This window comes from Bacteroides sp. f07, from assembly GCF_042854785.1.
In the GTDB taxonomy this organism is placed as follows: domain Bacteria; phylum Bacteroidota; class Bacteroidia; order Bacteroidales; family Bacteroidaceae; genus Bacteroides.
Map to the genome: position 1 here is coordinate 659275 of NZ_BAABXI010000001.1, position 25370 is coordinate 684644.

27 protein-coding genes are annotated in these 25370 nt (G+C 41.7%); 10 read left to right on the top strand and 17 right to left on the bottom strand.

The window, feature by feature from the left end; genetic code table 11:
* Window positions 1–5: 5 nt before the first annotated feature.
* Together rhuM and ACGHVY_RS02680 are read left to right on the top strand one after the other, a co-directional pair.
* The gene (gene rhuM / locus ACGHVY_RS02675; RefSeq protein ID WP_390599641.1) at window positions 6–1418 is read left to right on the top strand and encodes a RhuM family protein; all 1413 of its coding nucleotides are present in this window, start codon (window positions 6–8) and stop codon (window positions 1416–1418) included.
* Window positions 1419–1426: 8 nt separating this feature from the next.
* Window positions 1427–2707 carry a restriction endonuclease subunit S gene (locus ACGHVY_RS02680; protein ID WP_390596960.1) on the top strand — a complete coding sequence of 427 codons (1281 nt, stop codon included), beginning with the start codon at window positions 1427–1429 and terminating at the stop codon, window positions 2705–2707.
* On the opposite strand, the gene ACGHVY_RS02685 is transcribed toward ACGHVY_RS02680, so the two are convergent.
* A complete protein-coding gene (locus tag ACGHVY_RS02685; RefSeq protein WP_390596962.1) occupies window positions 2700–3110 on the bottom strand; it encodes a restriction endonuclease subunit S in 411 nt (136 codons plus the stop codon). The genes ACGHVY_RS02680 and ACGHVY_RS02685 overlap by 8 nt on opposite strands.
* Between ACGHVY_RS02685 and ACGHVY_RS02690 the strand changes: the two genes are divergently transcribed.
* Window positions 3091–3657: a hypothetical protein gene (locus tag ACGHVY_RS02690; RefSeq protein WP_390596964.1), complete on the top strand. Its 567-nt coding sequence runs from the start codon at window positions 3091–3093 to the stop codon at window positions 3655–3657. The two genes, ACGHVY_RS02685 and ACGHVY_RS02690, sit on opposite strands and share 20 nt — an antisense overlap.
* Here the strand turns inward: ACGHVY_RS02690 and ACGHVY_RS02695 are convergent.
* Complete coding sequence (locus tag ACGHVY_RS02695; protein WP_002561845.1) at window positions 3654–4817, bottom strand: IS4 family transposase; 1164 nt, start codon at window positions 4815–4817, stop codon at window positions 3654–3656. The genes ACGHVY_RS02690 and ACGHVY_RS02695 overlap by 4 nt on opposite strands.
* A gap of 204 nt (window positions 4818–5021) precedes the next feature.
* On the opposite strand from ACGHVY_RS02695, the gene ACGHVY_RS02700 reads away from it, so the two are divergent.
* A complete protein-coding gene (locus ACGHVY_RS02700) occupies window positions 5022–5240 on the top strand; it encodes a hypothetical protein (protein WP_390596967.1) in 219 nt (72 codons plus the stop codon).
* Here ACGHVY_RS02700 and ACGHVY_RS02705 read toward each other — a convergent pair.
* Window positions 5233–6408, bottom strand: a complete 1176-nt coding sequence (locus ACGHVY_RS02705; RefSeq protein WP_390596968.1) for a restriction endonuclease subunit S — start codon at window positions 6406–6408, stop codon at window positions 5233–5235. The two genes, ACGHVY_RS02700 and ACGHVY_RS02705, sit on opposite strands and share 8 nt — an antisense overlap.
* A 43-nt stretch (window positions 6409–6451) precedes the next feature.
* On the opposite strand from ACGHVY_RS02705, the gene ACGHVY_RS02710 reads away from it, so the two are divergent.
* Complete coding sequence (locus ACGHVY_RS02710) at window positions 6452–7378, top strand: tyrosine-type recombinase/integrase (protein WP_390596969.1); 927 nt, start codon at window positions 6452–6454, stop codon at window positions 7376–7378.
* A 118-nt stretch (window positions 7379–7496) separates the two neighbouring features.
* Window positions 7497–7628, top strand: a complete 132-nt coding sequence (locus ACGHVY_RS02715) for a hypothetical protein (RefSeq protein WP_259328031.1) — start codon at window positions 7497–7499, stop codon at window positions 7626–7628.
* Between the two features lie 578 nt (window positions 7629–8206).
* Here ACGHVY_RS02715 and ACGHVY_RS02720 read toward each other — a convergent pair.
* The 6 genes from ACGHVY_RS02720 to mnmE all read right to left on the bottom strand — a co-directional run bounded on the left by ACGHVY_RS02720 (window position 8207) and on the right by mnmE (window position 15068).
* Complete coding sequence (locus ACGHVY_RS02720) at window positions 8207–9280, bottom strand: AAA family ATPase (protein WP_390596970.1); 1074 nt, start codon at window positions 9278–9280, stop codon at window positions 8207–8209.
* A 2-nt stretch (window positions 9281–9282) separates the two neighbouring features.
* Window positions 9283–9657 (bottom strand): helix-turn-helix domain-containing protein, encoded by a 375-nt coding sequence (locus tag ACGHVY_RS02725; RefSeq protein ID WP_057280007.1) that lies wholly within the window; start codon window positions 9655–9657, stop codon window positions 9283–9285.
* 100 nt (window positions 9658–9757) lie between these two features.
* Window positions 9758–10510, bottom strand: a complete 753-nt coding sequence (locus ACGHVY_RS02730) for a hypothetical protein (protein WP_122295001.1) — start codon at window positions 10508–10510, stop codon at window positions 9758–9760.
* Between the two features lie 166 nt (window positions 10511–10676).
* Window positions 10677–11795: a site-specific integrase gene (locus tag ACGHVY_RS02735; RefSeq protein WP_122295003.1), complete on the bottom strand. Its 1119-nt coding sequence runs from the start codon at window positions 11793–11795 to the stop codon at window positions 10677–10679.
* Window positions 11796–11903: 108 nt separating this feature from the next.
* The gene (locus ACGHVY_RS02740; protein ID WP_390596972.1) at window positions 11904–13364 is read right to left on the bottom strand and encodes a helix-turn-helix domain-containing protein; all 1461 of its coding nucleotides are present in this window, start codon (window positions 13362–13364) and stop codon (window positions 11904–11906) included.
* Between the two features lie 306 nt (window positions 13365–13670).
* A complete protein-coding gene (gene mnmE / locus ACGHVY_RS02745; protein ID WP_390596974.1) occupies window positions 13671–15068 on the bottom strand; it encodes a tRNA uridine-5-carboxymethylaminomethyl(34) synthesis GTPase MnmE in 1398 nt (465 codons plus the stop codon).
* Between the two features lie 166 nt (window positions 15069–15234).
* Between mnmE and ACGHVY_RS02750 the strand changes: the two genes are divergently transcribed.
* Window positions 15235–15894 carry an NAD(P)-dependent oxidoreductase gene (locus tag ACGHVY_RS02750; RefSeq protein ID WP_308746312.1) on the top strand — a complete coding sequence of 220 codons (660 nt, stop codon included), beginning with the start codon at window positions 15235–15237 and terminating at the stop codon, window positions 15892–15894.
* Window positions 15895–16037: 143 nt separating this feature from the next.
* Here ACGHVY_RS02750 and ACGHVY_RS02755 read toward each other — a convergent pair whose 3' ends face one another.
* From ACGHVY_RS02755 to ACGHVY_RS02770, 4 genes are all read right to left on the bottom strand, one after another.
* Window positions 16038–16916 (bottom strand): nucleoside phosphorylase, encoded by an 879-nt coding sequence (locus ACGHVY_RS02755; RefSeq protein WP_303876019.1) that lies wholly within the window; start codon window positions 16914–16916, stop codon window positions 16038–16040.
* Between the two features lie 158 nt (window positions 16917–17074).
* A complete protein-coding gene (floA, locus tag ACGHVY_RS02760; protein ID WP_308746313.1) occupies window positions 17075–18076 on the bottom strand; it encodes a flotillin-like protein FloA in 1002 nt (333 codons plus the stop codon).
* A 22-nt stretch (window positions 18077–18098) separates the two neighbouring features.
* Complete coding sequence (locus ACGHVY_RS02765) at window positions 18099–18569, bottom strand: NfeD family protein (RefSeq protein WP_308746314.1); 471 nt, start codon at window positions 18567–18569, stop codon at window positions 18099–18101.
* A 17-nt stretch (window positions 18570–18586) separates the two neighbouring features.
* Window positions 18587–20008, bottom strand: a complete 1422-nt coding sequence (locus ACGHVY_RS02770) for a tetratricopeptide repeat protein (RefSeq protein WP_390596978.1) — start codon at window positions 20006–20008, stop codon at window positions 18587–18589.
* A 184-nt stretch (window positions 20009–20192) separates the two neighbouring features.
* On the opposite strand from ACGHVY_RS02770, the gene ACGHVY_RS02775 reads away from it, so the two are divergent.
* The 3 genes from ACGHVY_RS02775 to ACGHVY_RS02785 all read left to right on the top strand — a co-directional run bounded on the left by ACGHVY_RS02775 (window position 20193) and on the right by ACGHVY_RS02785 (window position 22316).
* On the top strand, window positions 20193–20939 hold the full coding sequence (locus tag ACGHVY_RS02775) for an ATP-binding protein (protein WP_390596979.1): 747 nt from the start codon (window positions 20193–20195) through the stop codon (window positions 20937–20939).
* Window positions 20940–20963: 24 nt separating this feature from the next.
* On the top strand, window positions 20964–21335 hold the full coding sequence (locus tag ACGHVY_RS02780) for a DMT family protein (protein WP_121766208.1): 372 nt from the start codon (window positions 20964–20966) through the stop codon (window positions 21333–21335).
* Between the two features lie 339 nt (window positions 21336–21674).
* Window positions 21675–22316: an HU family DNA-binding protein gene (locus tag ACGHVY_RS02785; protein WP_308747355.1), complete on the top strand. Its 642-nt coding sequence runs from the start codon at window positions 21675–21677 to the stop codon at window positions 22314–22316.
* A gap of 130 nt (window positions 22317–22446) precedes the next feature.
* Here ACGHVY_RS02785 and ACGHVY_RS02790 read toward each other — a convergent pair whose 3' ends face one another.
* Genes ACGHVY_RS02790 through ACGHVY_RS02805 form a run of 4 tightly spaced genes read right to left on the bottom strand, consistent with a single transcriptional unit; the run spans window position 22447 to window position 25357 of the window.
* Window positions 22447–23457 (bottom strand): FAD:protein FMN transferase, encoded by a 1011-nt coding sequence (locus ACGHVY_RS02790; RefSeq protein WP_308747354.1) that lies wholly within the window; start codon window positions 23455–23457, stop codon window positions 22447–22449.
* Between the two features lie 30 nt (window positions 23458–23487).
* On the bottom strand, window positions 23488–24069 hold the full coding sequence (locus ACGHVY_RS02795) for a manganese efflux pump MntP family protein (protein WP_390596982.1): 582 nt from the start codon (window positions 24067–24069) through the stop codon (window positions 23488–23490).
* A 6-nt stretch (window positions 24070–24075) separates the two neighbouring features.
* Complete coding sequence (locus tag ACGHVY_RS02800) at window positions 24076–24873, bottom strand: DUF6048 family protein (RefSeq protein WP_390596984.1); 798 nt, start codon at window positions 24871–24873, stop codon at window positions 24076–24078.
* Window positions 24809–25357, bottom strand: a complete 549-nt coding sequence (locus tag ACGHVY_RS02805; RefSeq protein WP_390596986.1) for a DUF6452 family protein — start codon at window positions 25355–25357, stop codon at window positions 24809–24811. The genes ACGHVY_RS02800 and ACGHVY_RS02805 overlap by 65 nt, the downstream gene beginning before the upstream one ends.
* Between the last annotated feature and the right edge of the window lie 13 nt (window positions 25358–25370).

The following is a 25370-nucleotide window of genomic DNA, read 5'->3' on the forward strand; positions in this document are numbered from 1 at the left end:
TGGCAATGAGTGAAAATGATAATATACCTCAAATGACTCCTTCATTTGAGAATATATGCCGCAAGGATGAGAATGGAAATGAATACTGGAGTTCCCGTGATCTTTGCGGTGCAATGGGCTATTCTGCTAACTGGAAATTCCAGAGGGTTATAGATAAAGCTATCAAGGTTGCATGCGAAAAGGGAATGAAAGTGGACGAGCATTTCAACCAAGCGGTTGATATGGTCAGGATAGGAAATGGCTCATTTCGCAAAGTAAATATTTTCCGACTTTCTCGTATGGCGTGTATGATTATAGCGGAAAATGCTGATGGCAAAAAGTTGCTTGTTCAACAGGCACGAGACTTTTTTTTACAGTCTGTCTCAATGACGGAACTTGTGCATAATTCATTAAGTTCTAATATATTGCTATATAAAACAGCTCAAGGGGAAGCACGTATAGAAGTCATTTTCAACAGTGAAACATTCTGGATGTCACAAAAAAGAATGGCGGACTTGTTTGGGGTTGATGTCAGAACCATTAATTATCATCTTGGACAAATTTACGAAACAGGAGAACTTTCCAAAGAGGCAACTATCCGAAAAATTGGGATAGTTCAATCCGAGGGAGACAGGGAGGTTGAAAGAACTCCGTTATTCTATAATCTTGATGCTATTATAGCTGTAGGATATAGGGTAAACAGTTATCAAGCGACACAATTCCGCATTTGGGCAACGTCTGTATTGAAAGAATTTATCATTAAGGGATATGCTCTTGATGATGAAAGACTGAAACAAGGCAAACATTTCGGCAAGGACTATTTTGATGATTTGCTGGAGCGTATCCGTGAGATACGCACCTCAGAACGCAGATACTATCAAAAGATAACAGACATCTATGCGGAATGTAGTGCAGACTATGATGCGAAGTCTGAAAGTACAAAGTCGTTCTTCAAAATGGTGCAGAATATGATGCATCTTGCTGTTACTCATCAGACTGCTGCAGAGATCATCTATGAACGTGCAGATTCTGAGCAACCTTATATGGGGTTAACCACATGGAAGCAGGCTCCTAATGGCAGAGTACAAAAGTCAGACACCATCGTTGCAAAGAATTACTTGTCAGATAAAGAATTGTCTCGGTTAAACCTTATCACAACGTCTTTTCTTGATATGGCTGAAGCACGTGCTGAACGTCATATTGTTTCGACTATGGAAGATTGGAAGAAATTCCTGCTGCAACATCTTAAAAACTATGATTATGAGCCGTGTGATACTGCCGGAAAGGTCTCACAAGAGAAAGCCAGAGATAAGGCTTATAGCGAATACGAGAAATATAAATTGGTTCAAGACAAATCATACATATCGGATTTTGACCGTTTTAATGATGGTAATGATGAAACTCCATTGCTTCCATTTGATTTGAATCCTACAAAATAATGACAACTATGGCAATAGATAATAAAGATAAAAAAGGCCTCAAATCTTCGATTGAGCGAGAGCAGAACGAACTTGCTTGCTCTGCCGAGCGTGAGAAGATAAAAGGTTCAAAGAACCTTAATGTTCCCCCTTTGAGATTCCCGGAATTTAACGGGGAGTGGGAGAAATATAAATTATCGAAAATATGTTCCTTTTTCTCTGGAGGTACTCCTTCTTCTTCAAAGAAAGAATATTATGATGGGAATATTCCATTTATCCGTTCGGGAGAATTACATGAAGAGCAAACAGAACTATTCATTACAGAGGATGGCTTCAAAAACTCTGCTACCAAAATGGTAGAAGTGGGTGACCTGTTATTAGCTTTATATGGTGCAACAAGTGGCGATATTGCTATAAGTAAAATTAATGGTGCAATAAATCAAGCCATATTGTGTATTAGGACTAATCAGAATAAGAAGTTTATAGAATCTATTTGGCGTAAACATGTAGAAAAGCTACTCCAGACCTATTTGCAAGGAGGACAAGGCAATTTATCTGCTGATATTGTGAAAAATATATCATTCTATTTTTCTCGCATTGAAGAACAAAATAAGCTAGCAGAATTTATTTCCTTATTAGACGAGCGCATCGCCACCCAAAACAAAATCATTGAGAAATACGAATCCTTAATCAAGGGACTAAATGATTCATTGTATAAGCAATATGGTAATGCCATAACAACCTCTTTTGCAGATTTAGGGCATTCATATTCAGGACTGTCAGGAAAATCCGCAGAAGACTTTGGAAGCGGCAAACCATTTATAACATACTTGAATGTATATTCAAACAGTGTTGTAAATGAGAACGACTATCAATATGTTCGCATAAGCGATGGAGAAAAGCAGAATGTTGTCAAATATGGAGATGTATTGTTTACCTTGTCGTCAGAAACACCCGAAGAAGTTGGAATCGGCTCTATTTATTTAGGAAAGAGCGATGTGTATTTGAATAGTTTTTGCTTTGGTATTCATATCACAGATACAAAAGTGGCTTTCCCTCCATATCTATCTTATTATGTATCTTCTACTCCATTCCGTAAGTTTATATACCCTTACGCACAAGGAAGTACGAGGTTCAACCTTTGTAAGGCAGATTTTGAGAAAGCAAGAATCAAGATTCCCTCTTTGGAAAACCAAAAGCGGATATATTTCATATTGAGCCATATAGCAAGCAAAGTTAAAACAGAAACCAAATTATTAGACTTGTTTAGGCTTCAAAAGCAGTCTCTGCTTCGCCAGATGTTTATATGAACATCTGACGGAGCAAGTATTGCTTCTGCAAACGAAGGTCGGTTAAAATACTCTGTTCTGCTGATAGTTTGTTATCTATTGCTGATAGTAATCCCACATATTTGAGCTGTTTTGTATATGATGGGCAAAATATTTTGGCTTTACCATAATCCTTGAAATATATGTGAGGTATAGCCATGCCTGTTTTATAAGTTTCAAAGTTGAACACTTTCAGCATATAGTAAAGGTATTGAAGTGAATAACCTTCTTTTGCTTGTAAGGTGTTCAATGTACCTGTTGCAGAGCATTTGCCAGTGACATAAGAAACTGTCCCAACACCAGAACCATCTTTAATAATATAGACGGCTTCTTTCTCTGTGTTATAATTAGTGAGATAGCCAACGATGCCATTTGCACCATACACAGGGTATGTGCCGTTTTCACAAACATCGCTCTCTTGTAGCGTTGAAGAGCTACATTTCAAGCATTCCGATAAGCGAATATTGGGCTTATTGTTGCAAGCTACATTCTGTGCAATTCCCTTGATTAAGGATTGTAAAGTTTGTAGGTCTGCGATTATTGAAAAGGTCTTTTGCCCACCAAACCAAAAACAACCTGTATGTCGTATTAAAGGATTTGAGCAACCACTGACAATCTATAAGATGAGTGCTTTTTGCTCTCGCATTGCAACCAAGAACAAGGATGCCAAGTGTTCATTAGTATTAACTATCGCTGCTCAATATGGTTTAGTTAGTCAAGATTCTTTCTTCAATAAATCAGTTGCAAGTGAAAATCTTACAGGATATTACTTACTTCATAAAGGAGAGTTTGCTTATAACAGAAGTTACTCTGCTGGATATGATTGGGGAACTGTCAAACGATTGGACAATTGTGACGAAGGTGTTCTATCAACTCTTTATATATGCTTCAACACTAGTGTCCCGTTAAAATCGGGACGAGTTATTAATTAATCAAATAATCCCGGAATAAGGGGATTAAATTGTTCTTTGACATCATTGAAATTAGTCTTATTAAACAGCTCTTGTAAAGGCGTTTTATCTGTTAATGAGATGCTAAGAATCTGCAAGACCTCATAAGTTGAACGATTCAGTTGCATATCATATTGGACAATAGCTACTAAACAATAGGTGATGATAGCAACACTAATCTGTATTCGAACCGCATTCTCGGTAGTACCCCAGAACCTTTTTATCTTAAGGTGTTGTTTCAGCCATTTGAAGAAAAGTTCCACGAACCATCTTTTCTTATAAAGATTGGCAACATCAAGTGCAGATATGTGTTTGGCATTCGTCAGGAATGTGAATTCACGATCATCCTCTTCATCATAGAAACGGATGACTCTGAATGATTCAGGATACTTCTTTTCAGAAGTGTACCCTATCAGTTTCACTTCCGCATCTGAAAGGATATTCTTCGGCATTCTACGCTTCCATTTACAGAACTTGCATTTCAGATTAGACTTCGCTCTGACTACAAAGAAAGAACCTGTAAGATGAATCCGATAAAGTTCTTTAAACGAGTCATACGCTCTGTCAAATATATAATAAGCATTTGGCTCATAATTAATTGCGGACATTTCTGTTGAATCATGCCTGGATGCTGTAGTTACTGTATAAAAGGCTGGAAGTTGTGCTTCTATGTCATAAAGGACATGAGCCTTAACTCCACCTTTTTTCTTACGGAACTTCGCCCAAGGGAATGTAGCCAAACATAAAGGAATCGTAGTGGAATCAAACGCATACTTCCTTCCTGGAATATCCAAGATGTGAGTCGATCGTTTTTCACATGCTTCCTTCATCATATAGAAAGCAAAATCTTCGAAGATTCTGTAATCCCGATTCTGATTGGCAGATGCAAGCGTAGTTTTGGCAATGGGCTCACGACCCAATCCCAAATGATAACGCTTTCCTTGATGTGCTTCCAAAGCTACAATCAAGTCACGAAGACTTTCACGATTACTGAGTTGACCGAACATCATTGCAAGTAACTGACTCCAGCAAGTGAAATGTTTCACATAACGATTGCCATCATACTTGTCTACAAGTCTTCTGAACTTATCATTGTTCAAGAATTCTACTAACTGAGCGAAAACATATTTATCTTGGTTCATTTGAGGTCACCTTAATTGACCTCAAAGGTATGATTTCAAATCGTCGCGCCTAAAAAGTAGTATCTAATAGACTATATTTCAATTATTTCAAAGAACTATTTATCCACTTTTACGGGACAGTAATGATGCTTCAAAATAAATGAAACCATAGTTGATTCTGATTTTCTCACCTATTACTTTGAATCAACCAAATGGCATAAAGGATTGTCTGATATAGCAGACGAAGGGGCAAGGAATCATGGTCTGTTGAATGTATCTATAACAGATTACTTCAATACCAAGCATCGTTTTCCATCGATGGCGGAGCAAAAGGTTATCGCCAAAATGTTAAATGCCATTACAGAAAGAGAAAAGGAAGCTATCGTGTTGGGAGAATGCTATCGAAAACAAAAGCAATTCCTACTTCGCCAAATGTTTATATGAACATCTGACGAAGCAAGTATTGTTTCTGCATAATGAATAGTTTCAGTAGACTTTGTTCATAATCAATCTTGGAGTTCAGATCTGATGGCATTTTGGCTATTCCCTGTTGTTTCTCTTTTGTTGGTATTGGGCAAAGTATGTTGTTTATATCTTTCAAATAGACAGTCTTCATAGTACCCTCTGTAACAATGCGGCTAATTGCTTTTTTGAAATAAGTTGACGACATGAAATAATATAAGAATTCAACATCTATGTTGGACTTTGGTACAATACCCAATATCCCTTGTTTTGTACAAACAGGATATGTCGTAATTGTAATTTCCCCAATGGAAGCACCATTTGAAAATAGAATGGAACGTGTAGGCACAAGCCAAGCTGATGATTTTTGTAATCCGAGTTCTGTAATAAAGTCTTTATTTTCAGTCAAATATTTCTGTTTCAAATCATCAATCTTAACAAATGGTATCTTACCATTATCGTAGAAACTGGTATTTGAAGTTGTTGGAGTTCCACCCTCACCCGCAGTTTCATACAAAGAACCGAACTTAGCAAAATCAGTGTCAAGGGAGTTTATCGCATAATCAATAATCGCAGACTTTAGTTTCTTTAAATCCTCAATGATTTTGTTTTGGGTGGCGATGCGCTCATCCAACAGATTAAGAAAATAACCTATTTTGTCTTGTTCTTCTCGACACGTTGTGTAATTAGGCAACTTCTCAAAATTAGATTTAGATAGTATAGGAACGGCTTGTATTCCCACCTCTGATAAATAACGAGGGAAAGCCCGAGAAATAGCATAGTAAACAAAGTCACTATCGCTTTTGTCATTGATTACAATAGAATTAATTTGTTGGTTTGAGGACATGGTTTCAGTTGCCATCCCCATTTTCCCTATTGTTGAACCAATACAAGTAATTAAAACACTCCCTTTAGGAATATTTCTCGTTTTTCTAAATCCTGATAATGATAACTTTGTCTTTGTGTCAGTAATATTCTTGTTAATTCCTAAATCAGCAGGAGAAGCCCATAAATATGAACCATTATCGTAGTATTCGGGATTGCTGGTAGGTGGTGTGTTCCCTGTTACCACTTCACCGTAATCCTTTATGGTACATTTCTTCCACTCTCCACTGAACTCAGGGAATCTCAAAGGGGGAACATCGCTCATTATATTTCTCTAATTATAGACATTTATCATTAAATGAAATAATATGAGCAACAAAACAATTAGAGAAATTGCGGTAACTTGGAAAGAGTACAAGCGACCCTATGTGAAGCAGTCCACAATGGCGGCTTATGTGTTAATCTTGGAGAACCATATCCTTCCCACTTTTGGAGAGTGTGATTCGCTCCATGAAGAGATTGTGCAGGACTATGTCCTGCGAAAAATCGAAAGTGGATTAAGTGTAAAATCTGTAAAGGACATTTTGATCGTTCTAAAAATGGTGATGAAGTTCGGGGTAAAAAACGAATGGATGGACTATTATGAATGGGACATCAAATATCCAACCATTTCGAAAAACAAAGAGTTGGAGGTTCTATCAGTAGCCAATCACAAAAAGGTGCTCAACCATATTCAAAACCATTTCTCTTTTGCTGGACTTGGTATTTACATTAGTCTATGTACTGGGCTTCGCATAGGGGAGGTCTGTGCCTTGAAATGGAGCGACATCAACACAATGGACGGGACTATTACCGTAAACCGCACAATAGAGCGAATATATATCATTGATGGGACACAAAAACATACAGAGTTGGTTATCAACACTCCCAAAACACAGAACTCATGTAGAGAGATTCCTATGACAAAGGAATTGTTCGCAATGATGAAGCCTCTGAAAAAGGTAGTCAATGATGATTTTTATATTCTAACCAATGCTGAATACCCGACAGAACCGCGTACCTACCGGAATTATTATACCAAACTAATGGAAAAATTAGGTATCCCAAAACTAAAGTATCATGGACTTCGCCATAGCTTTGCCACTCGTTGCATAGAAGCCGGATGTGATTACAAGACAGTTAGTGTATTGCTTGGACATTCCAATATCTCAACGACTTTGGATCTCTATGTTCATCCAAATATGGAACAGAAAAAGCGTTGCATTGCAAAAGTATTCAAGTCACTTGGTAAATGACGAATAAAGAGTGGGAGGATATTCAAATGTAATTCTCTCACTCTCTATTCCAAAGTGATTGGCAATTTTTGAGTTCGTAAAAGAACCATCTGAGGTTGGCAAAATCGACCTAAGGAATATGGCAGATTCGTTTCGACTGATTGGCAAGTGTTCGGACAATAGTTCTGTGTTCATTATCGAGTATCTGCATTTATGGTGGCCGACATTACTCCGGGATATCAACCTAAAAGCAGGAAAAGAGTTCACATAAGAGTTCATAAAAGAGCCAGTAGGGTTCATAAAAGAGTTCGTAAAAGCATTATTGAAATGCGCTTATCCCTGCCAGCTATCAAACAGAGGATATCCCAACCAAAACAGGATTGCGTGGAGAGTTAAGGTATTCTATAATCGCAATAAAGCCATATCCTGCTTGCCTGGTATTGGCAACTTCTCACGAGCGATTCATCGCTTGGGGTATTGAGTTATCCTAACTCAATAAATGTTGTATAACGGGTAAACCCGGACGCAAATTGGCGTGTTGATTTCGTCTTTGTCAAGAATGACATATCGAGGCTGGCAAAAATATAAAAGGTCCAAAAAACGCCTTCTTTTCACCAATCAGCTTGCTGAAACATCTGGCACTCTCAAACGACCGCTTGGTCGCTTGGGGTATTAGGCTCCCCGTACAAGATAATCTTTGTACAACGGGCAAGCCCTTAGCTTAAAAAAGATAGGTCGGGGAAATAAGACTGCAACGACCAGTTTCGAGAATTATCATGAAACCAGCCGTTGCACTTAACTTCGACTTACACAAGAATACACGCTTTGAGAATAAAGTCAAGTGGAGAGTCAATAGTGGTAATCCGGTATGAAGCGATAAATGCCACGGCTTTCCTGAACCACCATCCGTTTGTTCGTGAGAAACTTGATTGTTTCCACAATCTTGTTGTGATTCAATTTTGTTCCTGCCAGTTCGTAGGCAGTGGTCAGTTCTTCTTCCAAAGCCTTATATCCCGAAATAGTCTCTTTTCCCTCAAAAGCCAGTTCGAGAGCCTTACGGTGGGTGGATTCGTGAATGTCCTTACCTGGGGAGAATGGTTCTTGTTTGGGACGACCAGCACTTTTCTTGGTCGGCACATAGTTCGGCAGAAGTTCGGGAAGCGATTGGTCATTGATGTAGAAAGCGAATGGCAGGAAGTCCTTTGAGCGGGTATGTACACTTTCCACTTTGCTGATGTTGCTGTCGTCCTTGTCTTTCTCGATTTGGATGACCGTTTCCGCTTTGTTATTGATTTCCGTGCCAATATGCCCACGGGCATTTTCATCACTTTTGTTCTGATGAAGAATGGTGTGAAGATGAATCTGGTATTCGTCGGTCCACTGCATAAGTTTGGATATTACACATGTGGCTTCACTCGGTGAATTGATGTCATAAACCAAATCACGGATTCCGTCAATCACGACAAAACCAAGCCCTTCAATCTGACTGATAGCATCGTCTATAATAGCCAAACGCTCCTTCGGATTGAACTTGCGTAGAGCGAGAAAATAGAAACGGTCGCAATCCTCATTAGTCGGCAACTCTGCCAGTTTCATGATACGATGCATTACAATCATGCAATGGTTTTGACTCTGCTCTGTGTCAATGTAAAGGATGCGGTTTTTCCCAGCGGGAAAATCCGTTGTGTAGTTAAGGACTTCCTTTCCGGACAAAGCTGCTGCTACCATAGCCGACACGTTGAAGGTCTTTTTGCTTTTTGCCTTGCCAATGGATGCACTGAAATTTCCCAATGTCCCGATAGCCACTCCGCCTATACTCAGGACTTCCGGCTCCTGTTCGTACACCTTTTCCAGACTGAGCATGGTCTCTTGCCATCTCGTAGTGATTTGAGCAAAATCCTCAATGGGTGTTGCCGTTTCCATACTCACCAGTTTTTAGGATTAGGCTTGCGACGGTGTGAGGCATACATCGCTTCGTTTTCTTCCTCATAGGTGAGAGGTACTGAAGTTTTGCGTGATGCCTCCAGCCATTTGTCGAGCTCGTCACGATAGATATAAAGGTGCTTTCCTTGTTTGATAACCGGAATGTTGTCCTTCTTTATCTTGTAATAAAAGGTGGAGACAGGCATTTTCAGATAGGCACAGGCTTCCTGCACTGTCATTGGTACGTGCAAATTCTCTTTTGGTTCGCTTTGGCGGTTAAGAGTGTCCCTAAGTAAATTTTCCATTCCTGCGATTCTCTCGCAGAGTTCGCCTACCACTTTGGGCAGGTCATTAAAAGTCAAATCTGTTGTGTTCATATCTTCAATAATTAGAATTAATATGCTGCAAACCAACAGAATGAAATTTTGCAGAAATCTGTCAGCCGGAACAATGATTACCGTCTGCACGATTTAATTTTCAAGTATTGTTGTGAAAGTGGAAATCTCCTTTGTCCGGCACGTCAATAGGAATGTCGCATGGGACATTAACACGCAAATTTGCTTCCAGATATTCTATATCAGCGTTGCGCAATTCGTATGGGAAAGAAGATTTAATGAATATCGCTCTGTCGCGACGGGAGACTCCAAGCCGTTCTCCAATATTCCAAGCTAAGTGTCTTAAAGAGGGAGAACTGATTTTTGCTTCTTTCGTTGAATGGATTGGCTGACAATCGTTAACCCGGTTTTCGGCAATACACTCTATATTCCGGAATAGTGTGCTGATATTCTCTTTTGAGAGATATTTCGAGGTCTTTTCCACTACATATTCGCGGATAGCTATCATGATGTCCCTTTTCCGTTTCACCTCCTTCAGTTGCTCTTCCACAAGAATGCTCTCATATCTCTCCAAACTATCAGGTATCTGTTCCTCTTCGACTGGATCTTGATTAGCATTTTGATGGTTGCTTTCTTGCGAACATTCGCTTTGTACTTGCTTATTTGTAGTACTACTTGAGGTTGTCGTAAAAAGCCCTGCCATTACTTTGCGGAATATGGCAAAGGTCAAAATAAGCATTACCAAAGAGATGATAAAAATGGTGGCATCAAACAGGATGTTGTGATTGAACTTTTCACCGATATTGTATGCGGTGAGTGCCGAGAGTGAAACGATGACCACTCCAGCCAAACTGCTGATGTCAGCTGCTTTCTGAACTTGTATATTATTCTCCATATAGTTGTGATTGTTTACTGTTTTATGGTGTAAAGTTCAGCACTAATTTCCATATAACCATAAATACTAATGGTTATTGGACTGATATTGACAAATAATTATGGTTAGAATATGAATCATACTCGAAAATCATACTCTAACCATATAAAAGAGGCAAAAATGACCGTTAATACTTACGGATCAAGGAAATTTTGTTGCTGGCTTTTCGCTTGTTGCTATCCACCACTTTCATGTATCGTTGGGTTGTGGTGATGCTCTTGTGTGCCATGATGCTTTGGATGGTTCGGATGTCTGTTCCGGCAGCTGCCTGTAAAGTGGCGAATGTCCTTCGATAGGAGTGGAAGGTGATGTTTTTGGTGATACCTGCGGCTCGGATCCACTCTTTCATGGGGTATTGCGTCCAGCATCTTTTCAATCCTTTGAATACCAGTCCTGTCTTTTCGGGAGAATAACCAATCAACTGCAAGGCTTCGTCACTAATGGGGATGATGTCTTCTGTCTTTGTCTTTTGAGTGACGGTGTGGACGCATTTTCCTCCGGCAGCAAAGTCCACTATTTCTTCCCATCGCAATGTGAGAATATCGCTGATTCTCAGACTTGTCAGACAAGAGAATAACGAGGCTGTTTTCAGAACAGGTATCTTGCAAGGTGTTTCTGCCAATCTGTACAGTTCATCTACGCTCAGGTAGTCTTTCACTACATCTTCCGGCTCTATCTTCTCCAAGAAATCATTTACATTGGAGTGAATCAATTTGTTGCGATAGAGTATTTTGAGAAATCCTCTGAATGTGGACCAGTAGCCCACAGCCGAATTGCGTGATATGGGACGCTCAGGACGTCTAAGTTGTTTTGCATTAAGCAGATACTCTCTAAACTTGTTGCATAAGTCCACATCAATTTCCTCGAACGAACATTTACCACCCACGAAATTGGAAAAATGCAGATATACGAACTCCCATTTCTGGTCGTGCTTGCGGAGTGTTTTCTTATAATAGGCAAGAAAATCTCCTTTCATCTTGCTCTTGTCAAAGAAATCATATCGCTCATTTACGATGGATTCAAAACGTCGGCATCGGATGGCTTCCGCTTTTTCCGACATGACGGCATTAAAGTTCTGTTCCCGTTGATTCTTTGGTTCGGCATAGATGTAGATGCCCAAAGATTCATGACGGATTACTTTCATACTTTCTTTGTCGCGATAACCGGGATAATAATCCAGATAGAACGACAACATGTTTTTCTTTAGAGGTCTTGTCCTCAATGTTACAGTTTTACATTCGTGCATAATGATATGTTTTTATAATTGGTGATTAATTTGTTGCAAACCAATACAATGAAACAATGCTGATGACTGCCATTGCTGAAAATGATTCTTGTCTGTGCGGAATAATTCTCAGATACCGGATTTTTCAGCCATCACCTTGTCAAAATCCTCTTTCAACAGGAACATGGACTTTCCGTGATGCATCTTCCGTATCTTGTTATACCTCGCATAATTGTAGACATCATCCCTGCGCAGGTTATATTTTTCCATTGCTTCGGTTACGCTGTAATACATTTCCCGTTGGTCGAAACCTCTGCTTTTGATGATGTCGATATGGTCTTTTGAATATTGGACTTTGCCATAAACAACACGGGACGGGATTTTATGCCGATCTACAAACGAGCATCTGGCATCTTTGCTCATACCATAGATTTCCTCCATTTGCTCCGCACTAATCCATTCCTTTATATTATCTGCAGCCTTGTATTTGGCAAAGAATCTGTCAACTGACAGTTGCTCGTAATAATTGAACCCACCATGACTGATTTTAGGAATGTCGTTTTCACGGCATAGCTTGCAAATGGTTTTCCTGTTCATCTGATAGGTTGCCGCAATTTGCTCGGATGAGTAATAACCTTCAGGGATTACAAAGGTCTCTTTCGGCAGGTCGCTTTTCTTTTCCCGTTTCTTGGGTGTATATGTTCCATCACGATGCTCTATATAGACTTTGTCAAACTCGGAACGTAGCACCATTGTCCGGCTTCCTTGCTTGAACCGTTTGATGTCGTATTTGTTGACATAGTAGCTGATGTTTATTTTGGAAAGCCCGTATTTCTCGGTGATTTCCGCATAGGTATAATAGTTGGGATTCAATTTGTCCTGCTTTTCTTTGATGGCGTCTATATGTGCACGGGAGTAATACACCTCGTGGTGGCGGTTGATACGGGGGATATTGTGCCGCAGGGCAAAGGTGACCACGGCATTACGGCTCATACCGTACTTTTCTATGACCTGCTCCGGGGTATAATAACAGTCCGGATTGATTTCTTCGGCAAGGTCGGCAAAGTATTTATCTATAAGGGTGCGATTGTAGAACACACGATTGCCTTCTTCAACCTTAGGGATGTTGTATAACTTGCATCGACGATACAGGGTTTTCTTCTGAATTTGGTATTTCTCCAGAATCTCATTCGTGGTGTAATAAAGAACGGTCTGTTTCCGTCCATAGCTGCGCTTCTTGTAGTCGGGTGCATCATCAAACATTTTTTCAATATCCGATTTTCTGATAATGGTACGTCCACGAAGTTGCAACGCCCGAATGATACCGGCAGCCATGTGTCGGTATATGGTGGCGCGACTGATGCCTAAAAGTGTTGCGGTTTCAGCAGGGGAGAGATACAGCTTGCTTCCTACGATACCGACTTCCTGCATGGGCTGCTCATTTTGCCGTTCCTCGTATTCCTGTAACCTCTGCTTCCGCTTCTTCTCTTTGTACGCTTTTTCATTGCACGATTTGCTGCAATAGCGTGTTACCATCGTGTGTGCTATAAATGGTTTGCCGCACCACTGGCATTTTCTTTGGATTTCCATATTTTAGTCGTCTTTAATTTCGCCTATTCTGTCTCAATGCGTCTCACAATTTCTCACAGCGTCTCACACTGTGTCTTCTATAGCGGTTCCGCTCATTCTCATAGCGTCTCACATCGTGTCCAAGATGTCGCTATGATGAGTGCGAAGTGTCCGCTTAATTGTTCGGCGGTAGAATTATGGTACAAAATAATGCTGGAAATCCGCAACCAGTCAGATTTGACTGAAAACCATATAAAAAGAAAAGCCGCTGGTTATCAGCGACTTTCTTCTAATTAGCTATGGTTGGTTATGGCTGTTTACTAGCCGTTACTTGCCGATGCAAAAATGTTGAAAAATATTCTGAAGTACCATATCATTCGTAACTTCCCCCGCAATATCCGAAATGAAGAAAATGCACTCACGTATATCCTGCGAAAGAAAATCACCAGATATATGCATATCCAGTCCGTTTTGCACTCGATGAATAGCATTCAAAGCCTTAGTTAAAGCTTCGAAATGTCTTACATTTGTTACGATTATATCATTCTGGGTAACCGTAGGTAAATGCGCCGCATCAATAAGCATTTTTTGTAACTCGCTAGTATTCCCTCTCTGCTTTGCTGAAATAAAAATGTGTTCTGTAGATTCTTTGGGAAAATCCTCCAATAAAGCTGATAAATCTTCTTTTTGATTTTCTTCAATTAAATCAGCCTTGTTGAACACAACAATTAAACGTTTTCCTTCGCAACGTGGAACTATCTTTTCTGATAACAGTTCAATCTGCGATGCAGCATTCACGGAATCTACCATCCAAAGAACGATTTCTGCCTGATCCAGCTTTTGGAATGTGCGCTCAATACCCAAGCTTTCAATTGTGTCGTTTGTTTCCCGGATACCGGCAGTATCAATGAATCGGAACGTAATTCCACCGATGTTAATCGTATCTTCAATTACATCACGAGTTGTTCCGTGAATATCGCTGACGATAGCCTTGTCTTCATTCAATAAAACATTCAACAACGTAGATTTTCCTGCATTCGTTTCACCGATGATAGCTACGGGGACGCCATTCTTGATGGCATTGCCTACGCTAAAAGAATGAACCAGGCGGGAGATGACCAACTCTATTTCATCAGCTAATTTCCGCAATGCCGAACGGTCGGCAAATTCAACATCTTCCTCGCTGAAATCCAGTTCCAGTTCAATCATAGAGGTGAAGTTCAATAGCTTGTTGCGTAAGTCAGTCAGTTCCTTGCTGAAGCCACCACGCATTTGGCTCATTGCCAGTCGGTGAGTAGCAGCGGATGAAGACGCAATCAAGTCCGCCACAGCTTCTGCCTGACTTAAATCCATCTTGCCATTGAGGAATGCACGCTGCGTATATTCCCCCGGTTGAGCCATGCGGCAACCATTCTTGATAAGCAGTTGCATCACCTGTTGGAGAATATAAGAAGAACCATGACAAGTGATTTCCGTACAGTCTTCACCTGTATATGAATGAGGAGCACGGAAAAGACTGACTAGTACTTCGTCGATAATCTCCTCCCCATCGTAGATATGACCGAAAGTCAAAGTATATGGCTTCTGCTCACAGAGCCGTTTCTCGGCTTTTGCCGGTTTGAAGATAAGGCTGGTGATGGAAATAGCTTCCGGACCGGAAACACGGATGCTTCCGATAGCACCGCCCTGGGCGGTAGCAATAGCACAGATAGTATCTTGGTTCATTGTATTTCTTTTTGGATGGTGCAAAGATAGTTGTTTCTGAGTAAAAAATAGAATGAAAGGGAGGGTAGAATCATATATTGGTTGATTAAATATCCAAAAGCAAAGCAACATTCCGGTTGTTGTAGTGTTGTTAGAGCAGTAATAACATCCTAAAAATTGTTGGAATATGAAGAAAGTAAAGAAGGTTGTCCTCATAGGCGCAAGCGGGTTTGTGGGTTCGGCTATACTGAATGAAGCTTTGAACCGCGGCTTTGAAGTGACCGCCGTGGTTCGTCATCCTGAAAAGATAAAGATAGAAAATGAGAACCTGAAAGTCGTGAAGGCAGACGTGTCTTCGCTCGACGAGGTGGCGGAGGTTTGTAAAGGAGCGGACGCCGTAATCAGCGCATTCAATCCGGGATGGAATAATCCCAATATATATGATGAGACTATCAAAGTTTATCTGACTATTATTGACGGAGTGAAGAAGGCGGGGATTAACCGTTTTCTGATGGTCGGCGGTGCCGGTTCCTTATTCATTGCTCCGGGATTGCGGTTGATGGATTCCGGCGAGGTACCCGAAAATATTTTGCCCGGAGTGAAAGCGTTGGGAGAATTTTATCTGAACTTTCTGAAGAAAGAAAAGGAGATAGACTGGGTGTTTTTCTCTCCGGCAGCGGACATGAGATCGGGGGTACGTACTGGGCGTTATCGTCTTGGCAAAGATGATATGATTGTGGATATCGTAGGGAATAGCCATATTTCTGTAGAAGATTATGCTGCTGCAATGATTGATGAACTGGAGAATCCGAAACATCATCAGGAAAGATTCACGATTGGCTATTGATGAAAAGGATATTATCTATAAAGTTTAGGTGCGGATTACGTGAAATTCACAGTTCTGATTTAAATAAAACTGTGGTACTCCATGTAATCCGTGCCTGAATTAAAGCCGGAAGAGACTTTTTTCTCCCCCTCATTTTGTTTTTTTTAGATTCTGTCAAGAACAGTCTTAATCAGCGTGTCGATTGTATTCTTGTATCCGGTATTGGCTTCTTTAATCAGTCGGTTGGCAATCACCATACAGACAGTCATCGCCTTATGTCCCATCAACCGGCTAAGTCCTGCCAAAGCCGAACTCTCCATCTCGAAGTTGGTAATCTTGAAACCTTTGTATTCGAATGCTTCAATCTTGTCATTCTGTTTCGGGTCTGCCAACGGCACACGAAGCTCACGCCCCTGAGGCCCGAAGAAACCACCGGCGGCAATCGTCACACCGCGTACCATGTCATCTTTGGCAATCCGGTCAATCAGTTCCTCGCTGGCATCAATCACATAAGGAGCGGGAGCGCACATATTTCCCGACCAACCCATATGATTGAGAAAAGCACGCTCAAACGGCAAGTCACATACCGCGTTGCGTCCGGCATAGAAATTCAATAACCCGTCGAAGCCGATGGACTTTTGCGAGCAAACGAATGTACCCACCGGAGTATTAGGCTGCAAGCCGCCACACGTGCCGATGCGCACTAATTCCAACTGGCGGAATTGTTCCTTTTCTTCCCGTGTGTTAAAGTCGATGTTGGCGAGAGCGTCCAGTTCATTCATCACGATGTCGATATTATCGCACCCGATTCCCGTAGAAACTACGGTAATCCGTTTTCCTTTATACGTGCCCGTGATCGTTTTGAATTCGCGGCTTTCCACTTCACATTCTTTGTTTTCGAAATGAGAAGCTACGAGTGCTACACGTCCGGGGTCGCCTACCAGAATAACTTTGTCTGCCAGCCATTCAGGCTTTACGTGAAGATGGAATACCGAACCGTCTTCGTTGATAATCAATTCAGAGGATGGAAAGTACTTTTTCATGTTATTGAAAGGTTTTAGTTTTACAATATGATTGTATCTGTAAATAGAAACGCCGGAACCGGATTTAAGTTCAGAAGAAGCATCCTTCTTTTTTCCGTAGGGGAAGGAGGATACGTCTTGAAACTGAAATGAAACCGGGTTCCGGCGTTTACAGTAACTTATTTACTCAATGGCTGATTGCCCGTATTGCCGGTTGCCGGTTTGGCAATAGTTTCGCGCATTGAAGTGTCAGCCTCGATATTCTTCATCCGGTAATAATCCATGATACCCAGATTGCCGCTGCGGAATGCCTCTGCCATTGCTTTGGGGACTTCCGCTTCCGCTTCGATAACTTTCGCGCGGGCTTCCTGCGCTTTCGCCTTCATTTCCTGTTCGGAAGCGACAGCCATTGCACGGCGTTCCTCAGCTTTCGCCTGAGCGATATTTTTGTCCGCATTAGCCTGGTCAATCTGCAAAGCGGCACCGATATTCTTACCTATGTCGATGTCCGCGATGTCAATAGACAGAATCTCGAAAGCGGTTCCTGCATCCAATCCCTTGCGGAGTACAAGCTTGGAGATAGAGTCCGGGTTTTCGAGTACTGACTTATGATTTTCAGAAGAACCGATGGACGAAACGATACCTTCGCCTACACGGGCAAGAATCGTATCTTCACCTGCACCACCAACCAACTGCTTGATGCTGGCACGTACCGTTACACGAGCCTTGGCTATCAACTGGATACCATCTTTCGCTACAGCCGTAACGGGCGGAGTGTCGATAACTTTCGGGTTCACGGACATTTGTACAGCTTCAAAAACGTCACGTCCGGCAAGGTCGATGGCTGTTGCCATCTGGAATGATAATTCGATATTTGCTTTCGACGCGGACACTAAGGCATGAACTACCTTTTCCACGTGCCCTCCCGCCAGGTAATGGGCTTCCAGTTCGTCACGTGTGATGTTTTTCAATCCGGCTTTATGAGCTTCAATCATTCCCGGCACGATGATATACGGCGGAACGTTACGGATACGCATCAGGAACAGTTGTATCAACGAGATGTTGACACCCGATACTTTGGCCGACAACCAGAGGAAGAACGGCACGTAATGGAAGAACAGTATTAAGAAAATAATACCTCCCGCTATCAAGAAGATAGGTAAATAAAGAGATTGATCCATTGATAATTGTATTAAGTGAATATTATTTTTTGTGTTTCTCAACCATGATTGTGCCCTCGGTGATGCGGCTTACGATAATTGGTGTCTTTTCATTGAGGAATCCGTCTATTGACTTGACTTCCACAATCTTGCCGTTAATTTCTGCATAACCGATTTGTGCGAGGCGGGTAGTGCTGATACCTGTGTCGCCGACTTTCACACTTTGCTCTGCGCTGCGGTCTACTTTCGAGTCGATATCCTTTTTCAATGCCAGCTTGTCCAGCATTTTCGACCGCATAAACCATACTAGCGACCCTATGCAGGCGGCAGCCGATATCCCCAAAGTGACAAACCCTCCTGCCATTCCTATATTGGCAAATGCATAGTAGTTAGCATAAAGAATGCAAACCAATGCAGAAATTCCGGCCAGGCTGATGCCCGGGATGACGAATAGTTCTACCAGAAACAGTATGACTGCGGCAATGATGAGAACAGCGATAATGAGTATATCCATAGTTTGGTGTTATTAATTTATTTAGTTTTTTCAGCGTTACGTACATTGATTTCAAGTGCGTCCAGTTCGCCCGACATTTGCAATACGCGTTTCTCCAGGTCGAGGATGGCAGGAGCCATTCTGTCCTTTCCCTGTTTGTTGCTTGTAGAATATTGCTGGCGCAGGCTCTTCAACTTTTCCTCCTGTTGCTGATAGTCTTTTTCCATCTGCTGGTAGCGTTGGAAAAGCTGTTTGGCTTTGGCGGATTTAAAGTCATTCATCAGATAATAAGTTGTGTTATCATCAATGACAAATTCAAAGTCGACGACACGACGTTCTTTCGGCTTATGGCTGATAGCGGCTTCCAAACGCTGCAATGCTTCGGCGACTGCCTGTTTGTCCTTCCAAGTCTCTTTCAATGAATGGATTTGTGCCAGACGGATGATTTGTTCCTGATCCATCGCTTCGTAGTTGTAAGTCTGTTTTGAATTATTCGGGATGAATACATAGATACAGACTTTCCCTTCCGGTTGGAAGCGGTCGGAAGCAAACCAACCCAAGTTGTTATATTCGTCGATGACATACATATAATCATTGTATGGAGAATTGAACGGCATACCTACATTTTCCGGTACGAGATAAGTGTCGTTGTTCGTGTTGTAGCGGGTGACGAAAATATCATATCCACCCAACCCTTCACCGTCACTTGCATAATAAATAGTAATGCCGTCCGACATTACATACGGATAATTGGCATTGCCGGAAGCGTTGATGCTGCCGGGGAGCGGACGCCCGTTACTCCATTCGTTCAGCAACTTATTCTTTGAGAATATATCTAAATTTCCTCTTTCGCCCTTCTCGCTGTAATAGATTTTATTTCCGATTTCAGTTTCGTAGACAGTTCCTTCATGATTTCCTTCTGTTTGAAAGAAATCGTTGAACGTGAATAGCTTACCCGATTCTTCGCTGATTTTATAAGCATTCAGAAAAGTTGCTTTATCTACAACGAAGCTGTCGATAATGCAAACGTTCTCTACGCCTTTCAGCATGCGCAGGTCGGCCTTACTCTTTTCTAACAACTCCTCAGCTTCTTCTGTCGGTCTTTTGCGCTTCTTCAGGTCGGCGATGTATTCTTCAAAACATTCTACCGCGTCTTCAAAGCGATATGTTTCATTGTAAGCCTGCCCCAAGTATAGCTGGCCGCTGGCAACGCGTTTCTTTACTGCCATTTCGAGCGGTTTTACCGCTTCCTCGGCTTCTCCGGTTTTCAGGCAACATACGCCGTACCAATAATTATAATTTCCATTGGAAGGTTGGGATTTTGCATACTTTTTGAATACAGGCTTGGCTTTTTCATAATCACCTTTTGTAAATAAGGTGCGTGCCTGTTCCAGTGTTTGCGCAGAAACTTCACAAAGGAAGAGACTACAAAATAAAAATAGAATATATTTCCCTTTCATCGTTATTTATCGTTTATAAGTGACGGATTGTTTGAAAGTACTGCTACTTCCGGGCATCTGTCAATTTTTCAATTGTTCAAAAGTACAAATTTATTAGAAATAAACCCTTTTTCAGAGATTCTATTATGTTAATTCTTCTTTAAATCATTCTTTTCGCTTACTTTTGCAGCCGATTTTTGAAGATATGGCACAATTTACAGAAGAAGAGAAAACCATTCGCCGTATTGATAGGCGGTTCAACAAAGGAGTGGTGCAATATGGGCTGATAGAAGAAGGGGATAAAATCCTTATCGGACTGTCGGGTGGGAAAGATTCGTTGGCGCTTGTAGAACTGTTGGGCAAACGCGCACGTATCTACAAGCCTCGTTTCTCTGTCGTTGCCGTCCATGTAGTGATGAAAAATATTCCTTATCAAAGCGATACAGAGTATCTGAAAGCGCATTGTGAAGCATACGGAGTACCTTTTCTCCAATACGAAACTTCATTTGACCCCTCTACGGATACACGCAAGTCTCCCTGTTTCCTTTGTTCGTGGAATCGTCGGAAAGCCTTGTTTACGGTTGCCAAGGAACAAGGGTGCAATAAAATAGCTTTGGGACATCATATGGATGACATTCTGGAAACTTTGCTGATGAATATCACTTATCAGGGTGCGTTCAGCACTATGCCGCCCCGGTTGGTGATGAAGAAGTTTGATATGACAATCATCCGTCCGATGTGCATGGTTCACGAATCGGATTTGGTAGAATTGGCGGCTTTGCATGGCTATCGGAAGCAAGTGAAAAACTGTCCTTACGAATCGCAATCCAGCCGGAGCGATATGAAAGGTGTTTTGCGACAACTGGAAGCGATGAATCCGGAAGCCCGGTACAGCCTTTGGGGAAGCATGACGAATGTACAGGAAGAATTATTACCGGATAAAATAGATTGAATAGATAAATTTGAATAGATTGTTATGAAAGGGATATATACAATTTTGTTGCTCATCGTGTCTAATGTCTTTATGACATTTGCTTGGTACGGACATCTGAAAATGAAACAGGAATATAGCTGGTTCGCAGCTCTTCCGTTGATAGGGGTGATTGCTTTTAGTTGGGCGATCGCTTTCTTTGAGTACTCATGTCAAATACCTGCGAACCGTATCGGATTTATTGGTAACGGCGGTCCGTTTTCATTGATGCAGTTGAAAGTTATCCAGGAAGTGATAACTCTTGTCATCTTTACGGTGTTCACAACTGTTTTTTTCAAAGGAGAAGCGTTGCACTGGAATCATTTGGCGGCGTTCGTTTGTTTGATTGCGGCGGTGTATTTTGTGTTTATGAAATGAATAAAAAGTAGTATTCGTGCTTTCAAAAAATCAATCACTTGTTGCGTGAGAAGGACAGGTCGTTTTTTCGACCGGTTGATGCTGCTACGGTATAACATGAGATATGGGGTTTGCAAGTATTTGGCTAAGAAAATGTTTATTTTCTTCTGAAATGAAAAACAAGTTTTCTTATGCTGATATGTCGTTACTTTGTCGTATCTTTAGTGCTTGTTTAAGGAAAGCCGACTAAAGTTGTCTTGTTGGCTGACTATAGTTGACTGAACAGCCGATTTCAGTTGTCCGAATAGCCGATTACAGTCGTCCTATGATGAAGTTACACATTTAAATTGAAAAGAAGTAATGGCTATTGTATTTGATTGGTATGAAAATCCTAATGCATCTTCGGACGAAGAAGAGGCAGCGTTGCATCCGCGTATCTTTATGAATGGTAAGGTGGATACGGAAACACTTTGTTACAGGATTCATGATTACAGTTCGTTGACTGTGGGTGATGTGAAGAATGTGCTCGACAACCTGTCGAAGATTCTCGGCGAGTCGTTGAGTGAGGGGAAAGAAGTGCATATCGAGGGAATCGGTTATTTTTATCCCACTTTGGCGGCTACGGGGAAAGTGACCCGCAGCACTCCGCACAAAACCAATAAAGTGACTTTTAAAACAGTCCGTTTCCGTCCTGACACTAATCTGAAAGGACATTTTGTTGGCGTCCGTGCCAGTCAGTCCAAGTACGTCCGCCATTCGGAGAAGGTTTCGGAGGTGGAGATTGACATGTTGTTGAAAGAATATTTTGCCGGACATCAGATGATGACCCGTCGTGACTTTCAAGAGATATGCGGCTTGGCTCGTACTACGGCAAAAACACATTTGGTTCGTCTGCGTGGAGAAGGAAAACTGGTGAATATCGGCTTGCGCACTCAACCGATGTATGTGCCTGCTCCCGGTTATTATGGGGTGTCGAGAGATGCGGCACATCCTTCACGATAAATGGTGTTTTTGTGATGATACCGGTCGTGAAGAATGTGAAAAGGGCATTAATCTTTAAGTAATCACACGAAATAGTTGATAGCTTGAGACTTATCCTCATGTGAAAGGAATGAAAGAGAAGAAACGGATTTTATTTCGCTATGTACTTTTTCATTCCTTCCGTATAGTAAGTCTTGAACTCTCCGTTTTCTCCACTGTAAATAAAGTAAGCGTCAATCTCCGGGTTTGCTTTGCAAAAAGTCTCCGCTTCTTCCAGCCCCATCACCATGAATGCGGTAGCTAGGGCGTCGGCAGTCATGCAGTCTTTGGCGATTACAGTAGAAGATAAGATGCTGTGTTGTACAGGATAGCCCGTTCTCGGGTCGATGGTATGGGCATATTTTTTGCCGTCTTTATAGTAATAGTTGCGATAGTTGCCGGAAGTAGCCAAGCCTAAGTCTGAAATTTCGAGTATTGTTTGTAGTTCTTGGTTTACGGCCAGTGAGTCGTCAACGGGTTTATTGATTCCAATGCGCCATAAGCCATTGGAGGGGTTTTTGCCTTTCACTACCACCTCGCCGCCAATGTCTACCATATAGTTTTTTATACCTTTTCGGTCGAGCAGGCGTGCTACTACATCTACCGAATACCCTTTGGCTACTGCGCTACAGCTCAACATGATACGTGGATCTTGTTTGATAACTTCACCGTTCTCCAGTTTCACCTTCTCATATCCGGTGATTTGCAGCAGACTGTCTATCATTAATGAATCAGGGAAAGCTCCTTTCTTGAAGCCAAATCCCCAAGCGTTGGCAAGAGGAGCTATCGTGATGTCGAAAGCGCCTTTTGTCTCGCGTGATATTTCAATCGAACGGTTGAAGCAATTTTGAAAGAAGCTGTCGGTAACCAATTCTTCGTTACGGTTTACACGGCTAATGACAGAACTGTCGTTGAATGGCGACAGGGAATAGTCAAAACGTTGTAGTTCGGCTTCGATTTCCGGTTTTAAGTCACCCTCGTGCTCGTAGGTGATTTTATATATAGTTCCGAATACCAGACCTTTGATACTGTTGTAGTTGGCCTTCTGGTTGTGCTTGGCTATTATCCAGATGCTTGCCAGAATCAGGAATGCCAGCCAAAGGAAACTTTTTTTTGTTTTCATACGCTTTTTTGTTTGATGAAGAAACTTGTTTTATTGGAAAAACAGATGTTCGATTAATATTTTGATTCCGATAATGACCAGGATGATGCCACCCCATAATTCCGCTTTCAATTTCCGTGCCAGTCCGCAGCCGCATTGGATACCGAAGATAAGTCCGATTAGCGACAGGACGAATGAGACAAATCCTATGATAAGGATAGGAGACAGGATTTCATTATAGCTCTGAACTCCTAGAAAGGCAAACGAAATGCCCACCGCCAGCGCGTCGATACTTGTTGCTACTGCCATAGTGAATACCACCTTCAGGCTTGTAGGATTGAATAACTGGCAGCATTCTTCTTCCTTGAAAGACTCCCAAATCATCCTGCCGCCAAGAAAGGCGAGAATTGCGAAAGCAATCCAATGGTCTACACTTTCTATAAGATGGCTGAAACTTTTGGCAAACATCCATCCGATAAAAGGCATGATTGCTTGAAAAAGCCCGAACGCAAAAGCCATGACCAGCATAGGCTTCCATTGGGTACGTTTCAAAATAATACCACTTGCAATCGAAACGGCGAAACAATCCATCGCCAAACCTATTGCAAGAAACCAAATCTCCAGTCCTGTCATTATATTTTAAAGAGGCAATTTATAAATGAGGGAATAAGTGATTCCCATATTGTTTGATTTAAACTTTCCGTAGCCGGGCACATACCACGGGTCGCCGTACTCTCCGGTAGAGGCACTTGTCTTGTATTTCATGCGTACCGACCAGCCCATGTTGAAGTTCTTGTAAATACGCACTTTGACACCTAAAACGATTTCCAGCCACTGCACGGAACCTTTCATTCCCAAATGGCTGAAAGGTACGCTTCCGCCCCAATAATCGTCTTCCAGACTGGGGTTGCCTATAACGTCTCCCCAGATAGGGTCGCCTGCGGGCATGGTGGATACGTCATATTTGAAAGAGCTGAATGCGTAACGGATACCTGCATATAGGTAGCTGTTTTTCTCTTTCTTCTTTGCCATGGTGTTGTAGTCCACGCCGATCCGGAAGAATGGGGCAGTTTTGCTTTTGTAGTGGATACCAGTTTCACTCCATGTATCCGTTCCGCCCATACCAAATTCAATAGTAGGGATGAACTTGTTTTTGAGGTTGACTGCCACGCTGACTTCAGAACTCATGAAGTCACCGCCCAGAAGTTTGCTTCCTATGCCGTACAAGTCCACGCCGATGTACGTACCATTGTAAAAAGGAATGGTGTCCACTTCGGCAACCTTATTCTTTTTCTGATCTCTTTTGGGTGTATGGGTAGGGCGTTGCTGTTGTGCCAACAACGGAAGCCCGATACAAAAGAGCAGAAGAAGGCTAGTCAGTCGTATCCGGTGTACGGTCACGATATTTAAAGAATATCTGTAGATTCTCAATTTCATTAGTATTGGCTTCTTTATTTCTAAAATAGATGGAGTCTATTTTCTCCGAGCTACCTGCTCTGTTTCCGAACTTGGCACTGAGGATATTTTGTTTCATCATATATCCACATTCCATTGATTGGAAATAGGGGGTATTTTGTTGTACGATATATAAGGTGTCTACATCATTGGGGCTACGTACCGGGTCATATTGGAAAATAAATACGGTAGAATCGCTTGTGTAGCGTAATGGCAGCATTATCTTATGTACTTTCTTCTCGTTGTTGAGAATGATTGAGTCTGTTCCCAATGCCTTAATTGTCAACGAGTCAAGCGTATCATTTAATACTTCGGTCTTATCGTCCGGATTGAGGACTTTGAACGTGCAATACATCATCGGACGTCCTGCCAGCGAACAGTCGTTCTCGTCCGAGCACGAACTGTGGATGCCCACGGCGGCACCGACGATTATCAATAGGAGAAAGATACGAACTAAATTCTTCATAGTCAATTATTGA